Origin of the sequence: Oceanimonas baumannii (assembly GCF_002245495.1) — a bacterium.
Classification (GTDB): Bacteria; Pseudomonadota; Gammaproteobacteria; order Enterobacterales; family Aeromonadaceae; genus Oceanimonas; species Oceanimonas baumannii.
Genome location: NZ_NQJF01000003.1, coordinates 206,696 through 223,345, shown reverse-complemented (window position 1 = coordinate 223,345; position 16,650 = coordinate 206,696). Strand labels below are relative to the sequence as shown.

Genomic DNA, 16,650 nt, shown 5'->3' with positions numbered 1-16,650 from the left:
TGGCAAGGTGTGGGGTCAGTGTTGGCGGAAAGTAGCAGGAGTCGAACCTACCCGGGAATGTCTGACACCCCCAACCGGGGTTGAAGCCCGGCCGTACCACCGGATACGATTACTTTCCGAAAGAGCCGCTAACATTGCCAATATCCAGCGTATTTGTAAACAACATATTGTCGGGTCGGATCACATGCCTGTCCTTTAATCGCCGGCTGTAGCCAATCCGCTGAAAAAATTCGAGAATTTGCAGAGTCCGTTTGCGGCCAAGGCCCAGTTTATCCCGTAATTCGGCGGCTTTTACTCCCTGGTTTGACGGGTACTGGCGGATCAGATAAGCGAGTTGCTCCACATGCTGGTGATGGTAAAGCAAATCGGGCTGTATCTGGTAAAGCCGGCCTTCCCTGACCAGTTTGCGCCCCAGCTGGCGAATCACCTGCTCGGGAACGTCAAGCGTGGCAGCCATGTCCCTGACCCAGGGGGGATCGTACTGCCCCTGGTAAGACAACGCCATTATCTGCTCGGCCAGTGCCAGCTCTTGTTCACTGAGGCTGACCTTGTGCCCGGGCAAGTGATACCAGGCTCCTTTCAGCGCCAGGCGCTGTTGTTCAGTCAGTGCTTGCAGGGCGCAGTGCCAAAGGGATAGCGGCATGGCCGTATCGGTCATGCGGCGCAGTCGTGCTGCGTCGATGCCGGGTTCATCGGGATAGCGCTGATGGGCCTGCTCCATCATGGCTTCAATCCGGCTCAGCAAGCTTTGCCAGATCTCTTGATGGATGACCACCGGCAGATGTTTGTTGCTGGCCGGGGTCAGCCGGACGATCTGTTCGGGCAGGGTGGTATGGCTGGGATCTTTCTGCATCAGGCGCTGCAGATGCAAATGATCCATGCCATAAGGAGCCTGCTGCAGCAGGCGGGAGAGATCACCTCGGTCGAGGTAGTCTGCCACAGAGTTGAGCCAGGCCAGCCGTACGGCGGAGCGGCGTTTGCGATCCGGGCCGTTGGCATCCAGTATGCGGCCGCCGCCCAGGGTTTGTCTGGCCTGAGCATTACGGATAATAAAGCGATCTCCGGGCAGGGCGCACAGCGGATGTTCAAACACCAGCTGTGCCAGCACGGGCTTACCGGCTTGTACTGTCCCCGACTCCAGCGGCACCAGGTGGGCCATCAGGTGAGAAGCACCTATATGCACATGCAGCGGCGTCCAGGTGCCGAGTACAGGTGAGGAAGACACCAGCTGCAATTGCACATCCAGGCGCTGGGAGGGCGTAAAGCAGCGCTCGTCGGCCAGCCAGTTGCCGCGGTTAATGGCGTCTTTGGATATATTGGCAAGGTTAAACGCACAGCGTTGTCCGGCCCGGGACTGCGTATCGGGCTTATTCTGGGCATGAAGGCTGCGTACCCGTACCGGAATGTTAGCGGGCATCAGCCGCAGGCCGGCCTGCTTGTCGTCCAGGTTAAAGGTGCCGCTGTGTACCGTGCCGGTCACCACGGTTCCCTGGCCGCTGAGCGTAAAGGCCCGGTCAATGGCCAGCCGGAACAGGCCGGCATCAGATATTGCTTGCTGTGCGCTGGCCTGTTGTTGCAAAAAGGTTTTCAGGGAGGCAATGCCCGCCCCGGAGAGACTGTCGGTGATAAACTGCGGGGCCTGAGCCAGAAAGGTATCCGCCAGCGCCAGCGTCAGCTGCTGCCGGGTACGGGCCAGTTGCTCAGGCTGAGCCAGCTCCTGTCTGGTGATCACCACGCAGCCTCGGGACAGCCCCAGCAATGATAAAATGGCAATATGCTCAAGGGTTTGTGGCATAACGCCATCATCTGCCGCCACCACCAGCATGGCATAATTGATACCGCTGGCTCCCGCCACCATGGTATGGATCAGGCCCTCGTGGCCCGGCACATCGACAAAACCCAGCGTCAGGCCATTATCCAGCGGTTGGTAGGCATAGCCCAGGCTGATGGTAATGCCCCTTTGCTGTTCGTCTTTCAGGGTGTCGGTATTGATGCCGGTAAGAGCGCGTACCAGGGTGGTCTTACCGTGATCAATATGACCTGCGGTGCCAATAATCATAATCCGTCGCTACTCCATAGGGTCTGCAGCCGCTGCGCCTGCACGGCGGTCAGACAGCGGCAATCGAGATAAACGGCATTTTTATGAATGCGGCCAATGACCGGCTCGTTCTGTTGGCGCAGCCGGCTCTCCAGCTGCATGATATGGCGGCCGGCCTTTTCGCTGCCGCAATAGTGGATCACCAGGCCGTAACTGGGCAGAGAGTCTACCGGCATGGCGCCACTGCCAATCTGACTGAGCATGGGTTCGCAGCTCACCCGGTAGTCCGGGCCGAGGGCTGACTGCAGCGCAGGCTGCAGTTGCTCGGCCTGGGCCTGAATGTCGCTTTGTGCGCGGGTCAGCAGTTGCAGCGTGGTCAGGCGCTCGGGCAGCAGCTCCGGGCTGCGGTATAACGACAGCACCGCTTCAAGGGCGGCCATGGTGAGTTTGCCGGTGCGCAGAGCACGCTTGAGCGGGTGCTTTTTTATCACCTCTATCAGTGCCTTACGGCCCACAATAAAGCCGGCCTGCGGCCCGCCCAGCAGCTTGTCGCCGCTGAACGTCACCAGATCCACGCCGGTGGCCAGGGTTTCTCTGACGGTGGGCTCGTGGGGCAGGCCCCATTGTGCCAGATCTACCAGGGTGCCGCTGCCCAGATCCACCGTGACCGGTAGCTGATGCTGCCGCCCCAGGGTCACCAGATCGGCAATCTCCGTGGTCTTGGTAAATCCCACCACGGCGTAGTTGCTGCAGTGCACTTTCATGAGCATGGCGGTGTGTTCGCCGAGGGCGCGCTCATAGTCGGCATAATGCGTGCGGTTGGTGGTGCCCACTTCCTTCAGGGTGCAGCCGGCGCTGCTCATGATGTCGGGAATACGGAAAGAGCCACCAATTTCTACCAGCTCGCCCCGGGACACAACGACTTCCCGCTGCGGGGCCAGCGCACTGAGCATCAGCAACACGGCGGCGGCATTGTTGTTAACCACGGTGGCGGCTTCGGCACCGGTCAGCTCGCAGATCAGCGCTTCTACCAGGCTGTCCCGGTCACCCCGGCGACCGCTGGCCAGATCAAATTCCAGGTTGGTGGGCTGGGTCAGCACCTTCATTACCGCCTGTATTGCACTGTCGGGCAGCAGGGCCCGGCCCAGGTTAGTGTGCAGCACGGTGCCGGTCAGGTTGATGACGGCTTTAAGCCGGGAAGAGGTCACCTCCCTCAGGCGGGTGGTCAGCCCGGCGATCACGCTGTCGGTGGCAATGTCGGACTGGGTTAACTTCCCTGCCAGTGCACGGGTGCGCAATTCATCCATCAGCAGGCGCAGCTGTTGAGTGATCAGGGTTATGCCGTACTCGGCGGTCAGCGGCGTAAGCTGCGGGTGCTGCAACAGTTTATCCATGGCCGGCAAGTCTGCCGGCCGGGCCGGGGCCAGCTGGGAAGAAACGGAAATGCTCATGATGCGTCTGCCGGTTGCCACAGGTAGGGGCTGTTATTGGCCCGGTAAAAGCGGGCTTCACCCATCAGAATATCCAGCGGAAGACTGGCCAGATCATCGGCAAAAGCATCGGCGTGCGGATCCTTGTCGAGGTAAAAAATCTTGCGGTAGTGCTGACAATGATCGCAGGACTCCGCCTTGATGGCGGGGTTGCCTTCGTCCAGAGAATGATAGGCGATGGTTTTGGTATCTTCGCAGTGGGTACACACCACCCGTACTATGTGCCATTGCGTGGCGCACAGCGAGCAGGTGGCATAGCGGATCTGCTCTTTGGGGCCGCCTACCTGTACCGAGCTGGACACCGGCTGGCTGCCACAGCAGGGGCACAGGCCAAAGGGCGTGACGGCGGGCACCTGCATCGGGTCGATGGCTTTGACCCGCAAGCTCCAGTACAGCTGCAGTGCCGCCATGATAAAGGGAGCCTGAGCGGCATTGATGTGCTCTGCTTGCTGATTAAGCAGGGCGCTGGCCTGTTGCTCCAGTGCTTCGGGTGCGGTGTCGGCCAGTTCCTGCAGAATGTGCCGGACCGGCTCAGGCAGCTCCTGTTGCTGCAATTGTTCAATCAGGGCGGTCAGCATGTGCTGCCATACGGTGTCCCGGGGGGCGTTGGCGGCGCTGAACAGCGACATGCCATGGGACTGGGCCTGGGCTGCCTGTACTTCATCAACAAGGGGCAGGGACCAGCTTTGTTCAGACACTTTCTGCTGGGCATCGGCCAGCTGGGCTATCAGTAACAGATAGTCCTGTATCGGGTTGTCCGGGGCCAGCTGTCTCAGTCGTTGGGCACGAATGCTGAAAGTATCGGGGGCGGCGGGGATGACCCGCACAATACGGGTGCGATCCAGAGTTTCAATTTCGCCGCGGGTAAGAATTCGCTGCATGGCCACTCCTTTGAAACGGTGAGCAGATAAATAAAAGGCCGCCAAATGCACAGAGTCATTTGACGGCGGCAGACTAATAAATGGCTATGTCTGCTTATTCGTTAGGGGCGTTACGCATTTTCCGGCGAAACCACTTGCGGTGGTGCTTCCAGGCCCAGGCCGGCGACACTGTGCCGCGGGTCATGGCCTGAATCGAGCCTTTTACCCAGATACCGGCATAAACATGCACGATAATGGCGCAAATGAGGCCGAATGCAAACAGGGCATGCAGCAACGACGAGAGCCGGATCAGCTCCACCGGGAAGCTGAAATAGGATCGCCACATCACAATGCCCGAGACCAGCAGGCCAGCCATCAACACCACCAGTAACCAGAACAGCACCTTCTGGCCGCCGTTGTAACGGTCGGCATCGGGTACGCCTTCTTCCTGATGGGAAATGACCTTGGGCACGGCTTTCAGCCATTCCTTATCGTCGGCGCTAATGTGGTTATGCCGCCACACCTGCAAGGCAAAAGCGGCAAAACTCACAAACATGACCAGCCCGATAAAGGGATGCAGAATGCGGGTCCAGGTGCCTCCACCCAGCAGGTTGCTGAGCCAGAACAGCGACGGATGGAACAGAGCCAGCCCGGTAATGGCAAGCAGCACAAAGCTGAGTGCAATCAGCCAGTGATTGAGCCGTTGGTTGGCCGTGTAACGAACGATGTCTTTACCGGAATTAACCATTGCTTTCCTCCCTGGCCGCCTGTTCGTCAGCCTCGGTGACTTCTGAAGGTCGGTTGCGTATGTAGTGCGCCGCCCCTACCAGTGCGGTAAGCACCATGGCCGCCACACCAATGGGCTTGGCCGGGCCTTTCCAGGCCGACACGATGCCGCTGATGGTCGGAGCCTTGGGCAGATCGCTGTACAGCTCGGGCTTGTCGGCATGATGCAGCACATACATAACATGGGTGCCGCCCACGCCTTCAGGGTCATAGAGACCGGCGTTTTCATAACCCCGAGACTGCAAGTCGGCAATCCGCCCGGCGGCGTGTTGCTTCATGTCGTCTTTGGAGCCGAACACAATGGCTCCGGTGGGGCAGGTTTTTACGCAGGCGGGCTCCTGGCCTACCGAAACACGGTCGACGCACAGGTTGCACTTATAGGCTTTTTTATCGGTCTTGGAGATGCGCGGCACGTCAAAGGGACAGCCGGTCACACAATAACCGCAGCCGATGCAGTTTTCCTGATTGAAGTCCACAATGCCGTTGGCATGCTGCACGATGGCTCCGGGAGACGGGCATGCCTTCAGGCAGCCCGGATCTTCACAGTGCATGCAGCCGTCCTTGCGGATCAGCCATTCCAGATCGCCGTCGTCCTTTTCGTGCTCGGCAAAGCGCATTACCGTCCAGCTGTTTTCGGTCATGTCGGAGGGGTTGTCATACACCCCCACGTTATGACCGACTTCGTCGCGCAGATCGTTCCACTCCATGCACGCCACCTGACAGGCCTTGCAGCCAATACATTGTGACGTGTCGATCAGTTTGGCAACGCCTCCTCCCTGCACGGAAGACTGCCGGACGCTGGGTGCAGGAGTGGTCGTCGCCGAGCGACGCTTAATATCCATTGCATGTGTAGCCATGTGATCTCCTTACACCTTTTCCACGTTAACCAGGAAGGACTTGAACTCGGGCGTCTGTGAGTTGCCATCCCCCACCGACGGTGTCAGGGTGTTGGCCAGAAAGCCCGGCTGTGTTACCCCGACAAATCCCCAGTGAATGGGAATACCGATGTGGTGTACCCGTTTGCCGTCAATATCCAGCCCCCGGATACGTTTGGTTACCACTGCCTTGGCCTTGATGTAGCCCCGGTTGGAAGACACCTTGACGGTATCGCCTTCCCGAATGCGCAGTTCATCGGCCAGTTCGGCACCAATTTCCACAAATTGCTGGGGCTGGATCACGCTGTTAAGCAGCACGTTCTTGCTCCAGTAGTGGAAATGCTCGGTCAGACGGTAAGTCGTGCCCACATAGGGGAACTGATCCACCGTACCAAGCCCCGCTCTGTCATCGTCAAACAACCTTGCCGCCGGATTGCTGGTGGCCTTGTCGTTGTCCTTGAACAGAGGGTTGTAGCCAAGCGGGCTTTCAAAAGGCTCATAGTGAGTAGGGAAAGGACCTTCCGCCATGCGATCCCGGGCAAAGAAGCGAGCCACGCCTTCGGGGTTCATGATGAAAGGACCCATGCCTTCCTCAGGAGACGCGTCGGCCTTGTAATCAGGCACGTCGGCACCGGCCCACTTGTCGCCATCCCAGTGAATGAGCGAACGGGAAGGGTCAAAGGGCTGGCCCTGGCTGTCACAGGAGGCGCGGTTGTACATCACCCGGCGGTTGGCCGGCCATGCCCAGGCCCAGTTCAGCGTCTGGCCAATTCCGGTGGGATCACTGCTGTCCCGGCGGGCCATCATGTTGCCGGCCTCGGTCCAGGAGCCGGCATAGAGCCAGCAGCCACCCAGGGTGGAGCCATCATCGCGCATTTCACCAAAGCCGGAGAGCTGTTCACCCGCTTTGCGCACCACCTTGCCACTGCCATCTCTTACATCGCGCAGGGCCCGGCCGTTCAGTTCTTTGGCCAGCTCTTCCGCAGTCGGATGTTCAGGTCTGGCATAAGGCCAGTACAACTTGGTGATGGGATCGGCAAAGGCACCGCCTTCCTGCTGATACAGCCGGCGAATATGCTGATACAAGGTCGCCATGATCTCGATATCAGTTTTGGCTTCTCCGGGCGGCTCGGCCGCTTTCCAGTGCCACTGCAGCCAGCGTCCCGAGTTCACCAGGGCGCCGTCTTCTTCGGCAAAGCAGGAGGTCGGTAAACGGAATACCTCGGTTTGAATATCGGCAGGGTTCACATCGTTCGACTCACCCGCATTGCGCCAGAACTCGGAGGTTTCGGTCACCAGCGGATCCATGACCACCATGAACTTGAGGCGGGAGAATGCCTCTGTCATTTTGGCCTTGTTGGGTGCCGCCGCCAGCGGGTTGAAGCCCTGACAGATATAGCCGTTCAGCTTGCCCTTATGCATCAGCTCATAGGTCTGCAGCATGTCGTAGACCTTGTCCAGCTTGGGCAGGTAGTCGTAGCCGAAGTTATTTTCTGCCGTGGCGTTATCACCCCACCAGGCCTTGCTCAGGCTGATATAAAACTTTTTATAGTTTTGCCAGTAGCTCAGCTGGTTTTTGCGTAAGGGTTTCTGAGCCCGTTTGTCGATATAGGCGTCAAAATCCTGCTCCGCTTCGTTGGGCAGAGTGAGGTAGCCCGGCAACAGGTTACTCATCAGACCCAGATCGGTTAACCCCTGAATATTGGAGTGACCGCGCAGGGCGTTCATACCGCCGCCGGCAATGCCGATGTTGCCCAGCAACAGCTGCATCATGGCTCCGGTACGGATGATTTGTGAGCCGATGGAATGTTGGGTCCAGCCCAGGGCATACAGAATGGTACCGGCGCGATCCGGCGTATGAGTTGATGCCAGCAGCTCGCATACCTGATGAAACTTGGCCACGGGCGTGCCGCAAACCCGCTCCACCATGTCCGGGGTATAGCGCTGGTAGTGGTGTTTCAGCAACTGGAAGACGCAACGGGGGTGCTGCAGGCTGGGATCGGTCTTAACCTCGCCCTGCTCGTCCAGCTGATAATCCCAGGAGGATTTATCGTAGCTGCGCTTTTCTTCGTCATAACCGGAGAAAATACCGTTCTCGAAATCAAAGTCTTCGTGAACGATGAATGACATATCAGTGTAGTTGCGCACATATTCGTGCTGGATTTTGTTGTTATCAAGCAGGTATTTGATAACACCGCCCAAAAATACAATATCCGTGCCGGTACGAATGGGCGCATACAGATCTGCCACGGAGGCCGAGCGGTTAAAGCGCGGATCCACGACAATCAGTTTGGCCTTATTATGTGCCTTGGCTTCAGTTACCCATTTAAAACCACAAGGATGCGCTTCAGCGGCATTGCCTCCCATGATTAAAATAATGTCGGCGTTTTTGATGTCAACCCAATGGTTCGTCATCGCGCCACGGCCAAATGTTGGGGCAAGACCTGCCACCGTAGGACCGTGTCAGACGCGAGCCTGGTTGTCGAATGCCAGCATACCCATGGGACGAACCACCTTGTGGGTGATGTAGCCCACTTCGTTACTGCTGGCGGAGGCCGCCAACATGCCGGTGGTTACCCAGCGGTTAACGGTTTTACCGTCTGCGGTCTGTTGCACCAGGTTGGCATCACGATCGTCTTTCATCAGTCGTGAAATACGGGTGAAGGCCTGTTCCCAGGAAATGCGTTCCCATGTATCGGAGCCGGGGGCCCGGTATTCAGGGTATTGCAAACGGTTGGGGCTGTGCACAAAGTCAACCAAGCCGGCACCTTTCGGACACAGAGTACCGCGGTTAACGGGGTGATCATGATCCCCTTCAATGTGCATTACGGAAGGACGGGCGTTCTTGGCGCCATCTCCCATGCTGTAAACCAGAATACCGCAGGCCACTGAACAATAGGGGCAGGTGCTGCGGGTTTCGGTGGCGCGAGATAATTTATATTGCCTCGAGGCTGCTACGGCTGGCGCCGGAGTCATACCCAGCATGGCAATGCTTGAGGTGGCCAGGGTTGCCCCTGTTACCTTGAAAAAATCACGCCGACTCAGATTACTCATTACGCGCTCCTTTGTAACGCAAAACTCAGTCGTCAGTTAATGCGTAAAAGCCATCTGCCAAGTAGGCAGATGGCTTTTACATTCAATACGAATATACAGGATAGTGGGAATATCCTTAAATTTCTCCTGTGTATTCAGATATTTTTATAAAAGTAAGGTTATTATCACGATTACCCTTCTCCCAATGACAGCAAAGTGGCATTGCCACCTATGGCGGTTGTATTGTTGGTGACCGTTTTCTCGGTAATAAAGCGGGTGAGGTAATGGGGGCCACCGGCTTTGGGCCCGGTACCGGACAGGCCCCGGCCACCAAAGGGCTGAACGCCTACCATGGCACCAATTTGATCCCGATTGATATAGACATTACCGACCTCGGCCCGCTTGGCGACATGAGCGGCGAATGATTCGTTGCGGCTGTGCACGCCCAGTGTCAGGCCGTAGCCGGTTGCGTTGATATCATCGATGACCCGGTCGATGTCTTTCGCCTTAAAGCGCACTACATGCAAAATAGGGCCGAACTGCTCTTTCTTCAGCTCAGCGATGCTGCCGATTTCCAGTGCCGTGGGGCGAATGTAATAGCCGTTAGTGCAGGCATCGGTCATGGATGCTTCGGCAAGCACGCGGTGACCGGCCGCCTTGGCCGCATCCAGGTGGGCCTGCAGGCCGGCCTGGGCATCGGCGTCGATCACCGGGCCTACATCGGTGGACCAGTTTGCCGGATCCGCCACGCTTAGCTCCTGCATGGCACCGTGCAGGATCTCCAGCACCCGCTCGGCAATGTCGTCCTGCAGATACAGCACCCGCAGCGCCGAACAGCGCTGGCCGGCACTCTGAAAGGCAGCGCGCAGCACATCTCGTACTACTTGCTCGGGAAGGGCGGTGGAGTCGACGATCATGGCGTTCTGGCCACCGGTTTCGGCGATAAGCGGCACAATGGCACCGTCGCGTCTGGCCAGGGTCATGTTGATGAGTTTTGCGGTGTCGGTAGAGCCGGTAAAGCAAATGCCGGCAATGCGCGGATCTTCGGTAAGCGCGGCCCCGACGGAGGCACCGTCACCGGGCAGCAACTGCAGCACATCCCCGGGAATGCCGGCCTGATGAGCAAGAGTGACTGCCAGATGGGCAATCAGACTGGTTTGCTCGGCGGGCTTGGCCAGTACGGTATTGCCGGTCACCAGCGCCGCGCTTACCTGCCCCAGAAAAATGGCCAGCGGAAAGTTCCAGGGGCTGATGCATACAAAGGGTCCCCGGCCCTGGGCCTGCAGCAGGTTCAGCTCGCCGGTGTAGCCGGGCAGCCGGGTTGGCTCGGCCATCAGCCGGCGTCCCTCGTTGGCGTAATAACGGCAGAAATCCACGGCCTCACGTACTTCGTCAATGCCGTCCTGCAGCAGCTTGCCAGCCTCTCTGGTACACAGAGAAATAAACTCGGCGGTGTGTGCTTCCAGCAGATCTGCGAGTTTTTCCAGGGCCTGGGCCCGGGTTTCCGCCGGTGTATCTCGCCAGCCCTTGAAAGCCGCCTGGGCACGGGTTACCGCCTGTTGCACCGTGGCCTTGTCGGCGAACACCACTTCACCGACCTGGCATGCGCTGTTCTGCGGGCTGATGACCGGCTGTTTTTTTCCGGCGACGGCGTTACCGCCCACCAATGGGACTGCCTGCCAGGTTTTGCCGGCGAGTTGCTCGAGCTGTTTGAACAGGGGAGTGCGTTCTGCTTCGATATTCAGGTTAAGACCGGCAGAGTTTTTACGATCGGTAAAGATATCGCAGGGCAGGGGGATCTTGTCATTGGCCAGGCTGTGGCTGGCCCGCAGGCTGGTTACCGGGTGGGTGATCAAGGCGTCAACGGGAGTGTCGGGATCCACCAGTTTGTGTACAAAGGAGGTATTGGCCCCGTTTTCCAGCAACCGGCGTACCAGATAGGGCAGCAGATCCTTGTGGGCACCCACAGGGGCGTAAATACGGCAGTTCAGGCCCGGGTTCTCCGTCAGTACCGCATTGTAGAGCTCTTCACCCATGCCGTGCAGCCGCTGAAATTCAAAGCGACGTTCGCCGGCCATATTCAGCACGCTCACCACGGTATGGGCATTGTGGGTGGCAAACTGCGGATAGATGGCCCCTTCGGTGGCCGCACTCAGCAGATAACGGGCACAGACCAGATAGGCAACATCGGTTCCGGCCTTGCGGGTATAGACGGGGTAACCGCCGAGCCCGCCCTGCTGGCTGTGCTTTATTTCACTGTCCCAATAGGCGCCTTTAACCAGTCGCAGCGGAATTTCATCTCCCTGCTCCCGGGCAAGGGCGGTTAGCCAGCACAACACCGGCAGGGCGCGCTTGGAATAGGCCTGCACCACCAGCCCCAGGCCGCCCCAGCCTTTGTTAACCTCACTGCGATACAACTTTTCAAACAGATCCAGAGACAGCTCCAGCCGGTCCATTTCTTCCGCATCGATGGTGATGAACACATCCAGTTTGCGGGCGGTTTCCAGCAGCTCGTTAACGGTGGTGTACAGCTCGGTGAGCACCCGTTCGCGGTTGGCCTCTTCATAGCGTGGGTGCAGGGCCGACAGTTTGATGGAAATGGACGGGCGCGGTATATCCGGGTTGTTGAGCTGCTCGGCCCCCACGGTGGCAATGGCGCTGGCGTAGTCAGCCCGGTACTTCTCGGCATCGGCGGCGGTCATGGCTGCCTCACCCAGCATATCGTAGGAGTGGGTGTAGCCCTGCTCCCGGGATTTACGGCTGGCCTTGAGCGCCTCGGAAATGGTCCGGCCCAGGACAAATTGTTTGCCCATGATCTTCATGGCGGCATACATGGCCGAACGCACAACCGGCTCGCCCAGCCGGTTGATCATGCGGCTCAGCACATTGGCGGGGTTACCGTCGAGTTTCTTGTCCATGCGCACAATGCGGCCGGTGAGCATTAGTCCCCAGGTGGAGGCGTTCACCAGGGTGGAGTCGCTTTGGCGAAAATGCCTGGCCCAGTCGGCCCCTGACAGCTTGTCTTTAATCAGCTCGTCGGCGGTGTGGCTGTCGGGAATTCGCAGCAGCGCCTCGGCCAGACACATCAGAATAATGCCTTCCTGAGTATCCAGGCTGTATTGCTGAAGAAAAGCATCGATACCGTCGCCGCCATCGCTTTCCTGCCGTACTCGCGTCACCAGCCGACGTGCCTGTGCTTCCAGTTGCGTCAGCTCGGGGCCGGAGGCGGGGAGTTGTTCCAGCAGCCGGGCAAGCCAGGCGTTTTCATCCGCCACATAGTTGTGAGTAATGTCCCGGCGCAGCAGAGCCGGTTCGGAAGGGCGATAACCAGAGGCAAACACATTGGCGACAGTAAACATGGCAAGTGTCCTGATGTAGCAAAGTAAAGGCCTGTGTGCAGGCCTGCGAATAAGGTTGAATTAAAGTATACGATATTGCGGGCTTTTACAGGGTTTTGATCGCAATTAAGGCATTTAATCGGTTTTGCATGACCTTTTTGTATACGAAATGCCTGTCTCTGCCTGACATGAATATAGCTCAGGCTGCCTTATCTGCCTGCAGGCAACCGGTGAGCGGCGCTTGCCTGCAGGCAGGCGAGCTCTATAATGCCTGCTCATTTTGCTTGTGGTATTTGGCTGTGCAGTATCAACGCTTTCCCAAGGGGCACTTTGCCCTGTTTGTTATCTACCTTATTACCGGCGCTTCCATCGCCGCGTCCATGGTGTTTTCCCTGCTGTTGTTCTTGTCTCTGGATCAGGGACTGCTGATGAAGGTAATGTTCGGCAGCCTGGCCGTCGTATTTGAAATCGGCAAGTTCTACATCTGGTATGAGATGGGAGAGCGGATTAACCGTAAAGACCGGCTGGGTGCCGGCAAGGCATTTTGCTTTTATGGCATTCTGGCGGCGCTGTCCATTGCCGGGAGTGTCGGCGGTATTAATGCCGCCACCAATACGTTGTTGCAGGCGGATGAAGCCAAGGCTGCGCTGGTGCAAAGCTATGACGACAAGATAGCGGCGCTGGACAGAGAGATTGAAATCAATGAGCAGGCGGCTCAGGCCTATATCGAGATGGAGCGCATTGCCACCGGCATGACCCAGATGCTCAAACGTAATCAGGCACTGATGGAGCAGCAGGATGAGCTGCGCAGGGAGCGTGACAGGGCGGCAGTAGACAATCAGGATTCGCTGATGGGGCTGATGAGCAGCCTGGCGGATGGACTGGGCTGGCCGCTGGCCCGGGTGCAGTTTGGTATTGTGGCAGCCCTGTCCATGCTACTGGACTTTTTTGCCGCTTTCTTCGTGTCGTTGCTGGGAGAGGAAATTCGTTTTCGCCGTAACTACCGGCAGCGGGGCGCTCAGCCGGCACCGGCCTTTCCCGGGACTCAGGCTGTGGCAGAGGTACAGGTATCGGCAGAGCCGGTTCAGCGTCCGGACTATTATCATGAGCTGGTAGAGCGGCTGAAAGCCGGCGAGTTGCGCTGTGCCAAGGGAGCCGTGTCGGCGATGCTGAATAAGTCAAAAGAAGAAGTGGAAGATGTTTTTCACTGGCTGCAGCAAGACGGTGTGGTCTACCGCAAACCCAACCGGCACTTTGCCCTGACGCAGGACTGACAGCCCCTTGGGGGCTGTAGCCGTCAGTGTTGAGCTGTCAGCTGTAAGTGGTGTAGTTTTGTCGGTTGGGACTCGTCCCAACAATTCGGCTGGCTTCGTCCCATGTCATGTAGTTGCCCCGGATAAGTCGGGTTCTGCGCATCAACAATAAAAAAGGCCTGCAGGTACGGTGATGTACCTGCAGGCCTATCGGTCTGTTTACGGCTTATAGCTGATCGCTTACAGCTTTAATTCATCCATCTGTCCTGGCGCTTACGTCGGCGCAGGGGGATGGCTGGCAGCACAAAGCCCACCAAAGCGCCGATACCGGCAACAATGCCGCCATGCACCAGCCAGTCCAGGCGCATCTGATGTTCTTTAGTATCCATCAGGCTGGTCAAGCGCTCGTTTTCACTGGAAAGCGTGTCATGACTGCTGCTCAGTTCATCCAGCTTTGCCTTCAGGGTGGTCAACTCCTGCTGCTGTCGCTCAATCAGATTCACCTTGTCAGCAACATCCTGGCTGTGGCGTTCATCCACGGTAGCCAGTTGCTGCTGGGTATCGGTGAGCTCCTTTTCAAGCACCGGCAGACGGGAGCGGAAGCTCTCTTCGCTCTGTAAGAAACGACCGTCTATCCAGCCAGTGCGGCCCTCGGCATCTTTGATCTGCATATACTTGGTATCGGCATTACGATTCAGAAACTCGACTTTTTCGCCGGCGTTAATGGAGCCGATAATACGATACTTATTGCTGGGGCCTGCATGCAGGAAGGCATACACGTCATCGGAAATATAACGGGTGGCGGCACTGGCCTGGCTCACCCACAGCAAACTGCACAGCAGCGGCAGCAGAAGTTTTGCTTTCACCGGATAATCCTTGGGGGTCTTGATAATGTTGCCATGGTAATGGTGCTGGATGGTAAGAACAAGAACAAGGGGCCGTCAGGCCCCTTGTGTTTTCGTGCTGTCAGGTAAACATCCACTGGATCATATAGAAGAACACAATCGCCAGAATGGCCCCGGCAGGCAGGGTAACGACCCACGAAACCACGATATTTCTCAGTACATTCAGGTTAAGGGCGGCAATCCCCCGGGCCAGGCCAACCCCCATTACTGCGCCTACCAGTGTCTGGGTGGTGGAAATGGGCAGGCCGGTACCGGATGCGATCACCACTGTCGCAGCGGTTGCCAGCTGAGCGGCAAAGCCCCGGCTGGGAGTGAGGTGGGTGATACCGGTACCCACTGTCGCCATCACCTTATGGCCCAGTGACGCCAGACCGATCACAATGCCAATACCACCCAGTGGCAATATCCACCATGCAATGCTTGAGCTGGCACCAATCTGTCCGGCACTCTGTACCACACTGACTACGGCGGACAGCGGGCCAATGGCGTTGGCCACGTCGTTGGAGCCATGAGCAAAGGCCATGGCACAGGCGGTGACAACCATCAGAATGCCAAACACCTTCTCCACGTTGGAGTAGTGCATGTCTTTATCGTCGTTGGGGTTATAGCTGCGGCCTCTGATATATATGCTGCACAGCGCGGCACTGATCAGTGATACCAGTGCCGACAAGCCCCAGCTCTGCACATCGGACAGCTCCAGACCCACATGCTTAAGACCTTTTTTCAGGGTGACCAGACAGATCACCATGACAGTCAGGAAAATGTAGGCAGGTACATATTTCTTGGCGGCCGCCAGCGGGCTGTCGGCGTTGAAGATAAGCTTCTGTACGCTGATAAAGGTGAAGTAGGCCAGCAGTCCCGACAGTGCAGGTGTGACAATCCAGGAGCCGACAACACCGCCCAGCTTGCCCCAGTGCACTGCATCTGGTCCAAGTGATACCAGTGCAAAGCCCACAATGGCACCAATAATGGAATGCGTGGTTGACACCGGCCAGCCAAAATAGGAAGCCAGCAGCAGCCAGGTTCCGGCGGCCAGCAAAGAAGCGATCATGCCGAACACCAGCAGGTCCGGCGTATCGCTAAATGCACCCGAGTCGATAATGCCGCTGCGGATGGTGGAGGTAACTTCACCACCGGCCAGGTAGGCACCGGCAAACTCAAAGATCATGGCGATGATGATCGCTTGTTTAATGGTCAGCGAACGAGTACCAACAGAGGTGCCCATGGCGTTGGCCACGTCGTTGGCACCAATGCCCCATGCCATAAAAAAGCCGAAGACGGCCGCCACCAGAATCAGCGTGGTGCCGTAGTTAGCGATGATATCCATTTATTTACCTTGTTGCTTCGCTCAGGAACGGGACAGCATCAGTTCCAGGCGGGAACCAACCCGCTCGGCCTGATCTGCCAGATCGCCGACCCACTCAAGGATCTTGTACAGGAACATAACGTCGATGGGATTATATTTGTCTTCAATTGCCTGCAACTGCTTGCGCAGCTTGGCCTGCATCACATCGGTGTCGTCTTCAATGAGGTCGAGCTGGTGGATCATGTCGGTGACCAGATCCATCTCCCGGCCTTTGAAGCCGGTTTCCAGCAGTTCGTCGAGCTCGTCGATTGCTTTGGCCGCCTGCGCGGTGGCATCAATGCAACGGTTAAGGTAATCCATAAAATCGGATTTGAGCTCAAGTGGAATGGCCATCTGACGGCCTACAATACGGCCGGAGATATCCTTAGCCTTATTGGCTATTTTGTCCTGTTGGGTGAGCAGCTCCAGCATGTCGGTGCGTTCCACCGGCATAAACAGGCCGCGGGGGAGTTTGAGGCGGATTTCGCGCTTCAGTGCGTCGGCTTCCCGTTCCAGCTGAGAAACGCGGCGCTGAATGCGTTCGGCATTTTCCCAGTCTTGCTCCCACATGGCGTCGAAGAAGGGAACCAATTGCTGCGCAGCTTCGTGAACTTTCACTACATGCTTTTGCAGCGGCTTGATAGGAGACTTGGCAAAGAGTCCCAAAATAGTATTAACTGGCATAGCCAACCCTGTGTCGGTGAAAAAACACTCGATACGTTAATGT

General features: G+C 57.5%; 12 protein-coding genes and 1 tRNA gene. 1 reads left to right on the top strand and 12 read right to left on the bottom strand.

Annotation, left to right across the window (positions count from 1 at the left end):
* Positions 1–22: 22 nt before the first annotated feature.
* The 9 genes from B6S09_RS04900 to putA form a co-directional block, all read right to left on the bottom strand.
* Positions 23–118 (bottom strand) — tRNA-Sec (locus B6S09_RS04900).
* The gene (gene selB / locus B6S09_RS04895) at positions 110–2,059 is read right to left on the bottom strand and encodes a selenocysteine-specific translation elongation factor (protein ID WP_094277382.1); all 1,950 of its coding nucleotides are present in this window, start codon (positions 2,057–2,059) and stop codon (positions 110–112) included. Before selB ends, B6S09_RS04900 begins: the two co-directional genes overlap by 9 nt.
* The gene (selA, locus tag B6S09_RS04890) at positions 2,056–3,489 is read right to left on the bottom strand and encodes an L-seryl-tRNA(Sec) selenium transferase (protein WP_094277381.1); all 1,434 of its coding nucleotides are present in this window, start codon (positions 3,487–3,489) and stop codon (positions 2,056–2,058) included. Before selA ends, selB begins: the two co-directional genes overlap by 4 nt.
* Positions 3,486–4,409: a formate dehydrogenase accessory protein FdhE gene (fdhE, locus tag B6S09_RS04885; protein WP_094277380.1), complete on the bottom strand. Its 924-nt coding sequence runs from the start codon at positions 4,407–4,409 to the stop codon at positions 3,486–3,488. The genes selA and fdhE overlap by 4 nt, the downstream gene beginning before the upstream one ends.
* A 94-nt stretch (positions 4,410–4,503) precedes the next feature.
* Entirely contained in the window at positions 4,504–5,136 is a 633-nt protein-coding gene (locus B6S09_RS04880; protein WP_094277379.1) for a formate dehydrogenase subunit gamma, read from the bottom strand.
* Complete coding sequence (fdxH, locus tag B6S09_RS04875; RefSeq protein WP_094277378.1) at positions 5,129–6,031, bottom strand: formate dehydrogenase subunit beta; 903 nt, start codon at positions 6,029–6,031, stop codon at positions 5,129–5,131. Before fdxH ends, B6S09_RS04880 begins: the two co-directional genes overlap by 8 nt.
* Before the next feature lie 9 nt (positions 6,032–6,040).
* On the bottom strand, positions 6,041–8,500 hold the full coding sequence (gene fdnG / locus B6S09_RS04870; RefSeq protein WP_094277377.1) for a formate dehydrogenase-N subunit alpha: 2,460 nt from the start codon (positions 8,498–8,500) through the stop codon (positions 6,041–6,043).
* 12 nt (positions 8,501–8,512) lie between these two features.
* Complete coding sequence (locus B6S09_RS18830) at positions 8,513–9,103, bottom strand: molybdopterin-dependent oxidoreductase (protein ID WP_094277376.1); 591 nt, start codon at positions 9,101–9,103, stop codon at positions 8,513–8,515.
* Between the two features lie 170 nt (positions 9,104–9,273).
* Entirely contained in the window at positions 9,274–12,441 is a 3,168-nt protein-coding gene (gene putA, locus B6S09_RS04860; RefSeq protein WP_094277375.1) for a bifunctional proline dehydrogenase/L-glutamate gamma-semialdehyde dehydrogenase PutA, read from the bottom strand.
* A 278-nt stretch (positions 12,442–12,719) separates the two neighbouring features.
* Here putA and B6S09_RS04855 point away from each other — a divergent pair, with 278 nt between their 5' ends.
* Positions 12,720–13,694 (top strand): hypothetical protein, encoded by a 975-nt coding sequence (locus B6S09_RS04855; RefSeq protein WP_094277474.1) that lies wholly within the window; start codon positions 12,720–12,722, stop codon positions 13,692–13,694.
* A gap of 227 nt (positions 13,695–13,921) precedes the next feature.
* Here the strand turns inward: B6S09_RS04855 and B6S09_RS04850 are convergent, their stop codons facing one another.
* From B6S09_RS04850 to B6S09_RS04840, 3 genes are all read right to left on the bottom strand, one after another.
* The gene (locus B6S09_RS04850; protein ID WP_094277374.1) at positions 13,922–14,539 is read right to left on the bottom strand and encodes a TIGR04211 family SH3 domain-containing protein; all 618 of its coding nucleotides are present in this window, start codon (positions 14,537–14,539) and stop codon (positions 13,922–13,924) included.
* 100 nt (positions 14,540–14,639) lie between these two features.
* The gene (locus B6S09_RS04845) at positions 14,640–15,905 is read right to left on the bottom strand and encodes an inorganic phosphate transporter (protein ID WP_094277373.1); all 1,266 of its coding nucleotides are present in this window, start codon (positions 15,903–15,905) and stop codon (positions 14,640–14,642) included.
* 21 nt (positions 15,906–15,926) lie between these two features.
* Positions 15,927–16,607, bottom strand: a complete 681-nt coding sequence (locus tag B6S09_RS04840; RefSeq protein ID WP_094277372.1) for a TIGR00153 family protein — start codon at positions 16,605–16,607, stop codon at positions 15,927–15,929.
* Positions 16,608–16,650: the final 43 nt, after the last annotated feature.

Coding starts and splice junctions, on each gene's coding strand:
- B6S09_RS04880 (WP_094277379.1), bottom strand. CDS start 5,136: ATGGTTAATTCCGGTAAAGACATCGTTCGTTACACGGCCAACCAACGG.
- selA (WP_094277381.1), bottom strand. CDS start 3,489: ATGAGCATTTCCGTTTCTTCCCAGCTGGCCCCGGCCCGGCCGGCAGAC.
- B6S09_RS04840 (WP_094277372.1), bottom strand. CDS start 16,607: ATGCCAGTTAATACTATTTTGGGACTCTTTGCCAAGTCTCCTATCAAG.
- putA (WP_094277375.1), bottom strand. CDS start 12,441: ATGTTTACTGTCGCCAATGTGTTTGCCTCTGGTTATCGCCCTTCCGAA.
- B6S09_RS04845 (WP_094277373.1), bottom strand. CDS start 15,905: ATGGATATCATCGCTAACTACGGCACCACGCTGATTCTGGTGGCGGCC.
- fdxH (WP_094277378.1), bottom strand. CDS start 6,031: ATGGCTACACATGCAATGGATATTAAGCGTCGCTCGGCGACGACCACT.
- fdhE (WP_094277380.1), bottom strand. CDS start 4,409: ATGCAGCGAATTCTTACCCGCGGCGAAATTGAAACTCTGGATCGCACC.
- B6S09_RS18830 (WP_094277376.1), bottom strand. CDS start 9,103: ATGAGTAATCTGAGTCGGCGTGATTTTTTCAAGGTAACAGGGGCAACC.
- selB (WP_094277382.1), bottom strand. CDS start 2,059: ATGATTATTGGCACCGCAGGTCATATTGATCACGGTAAGACCACCCTG.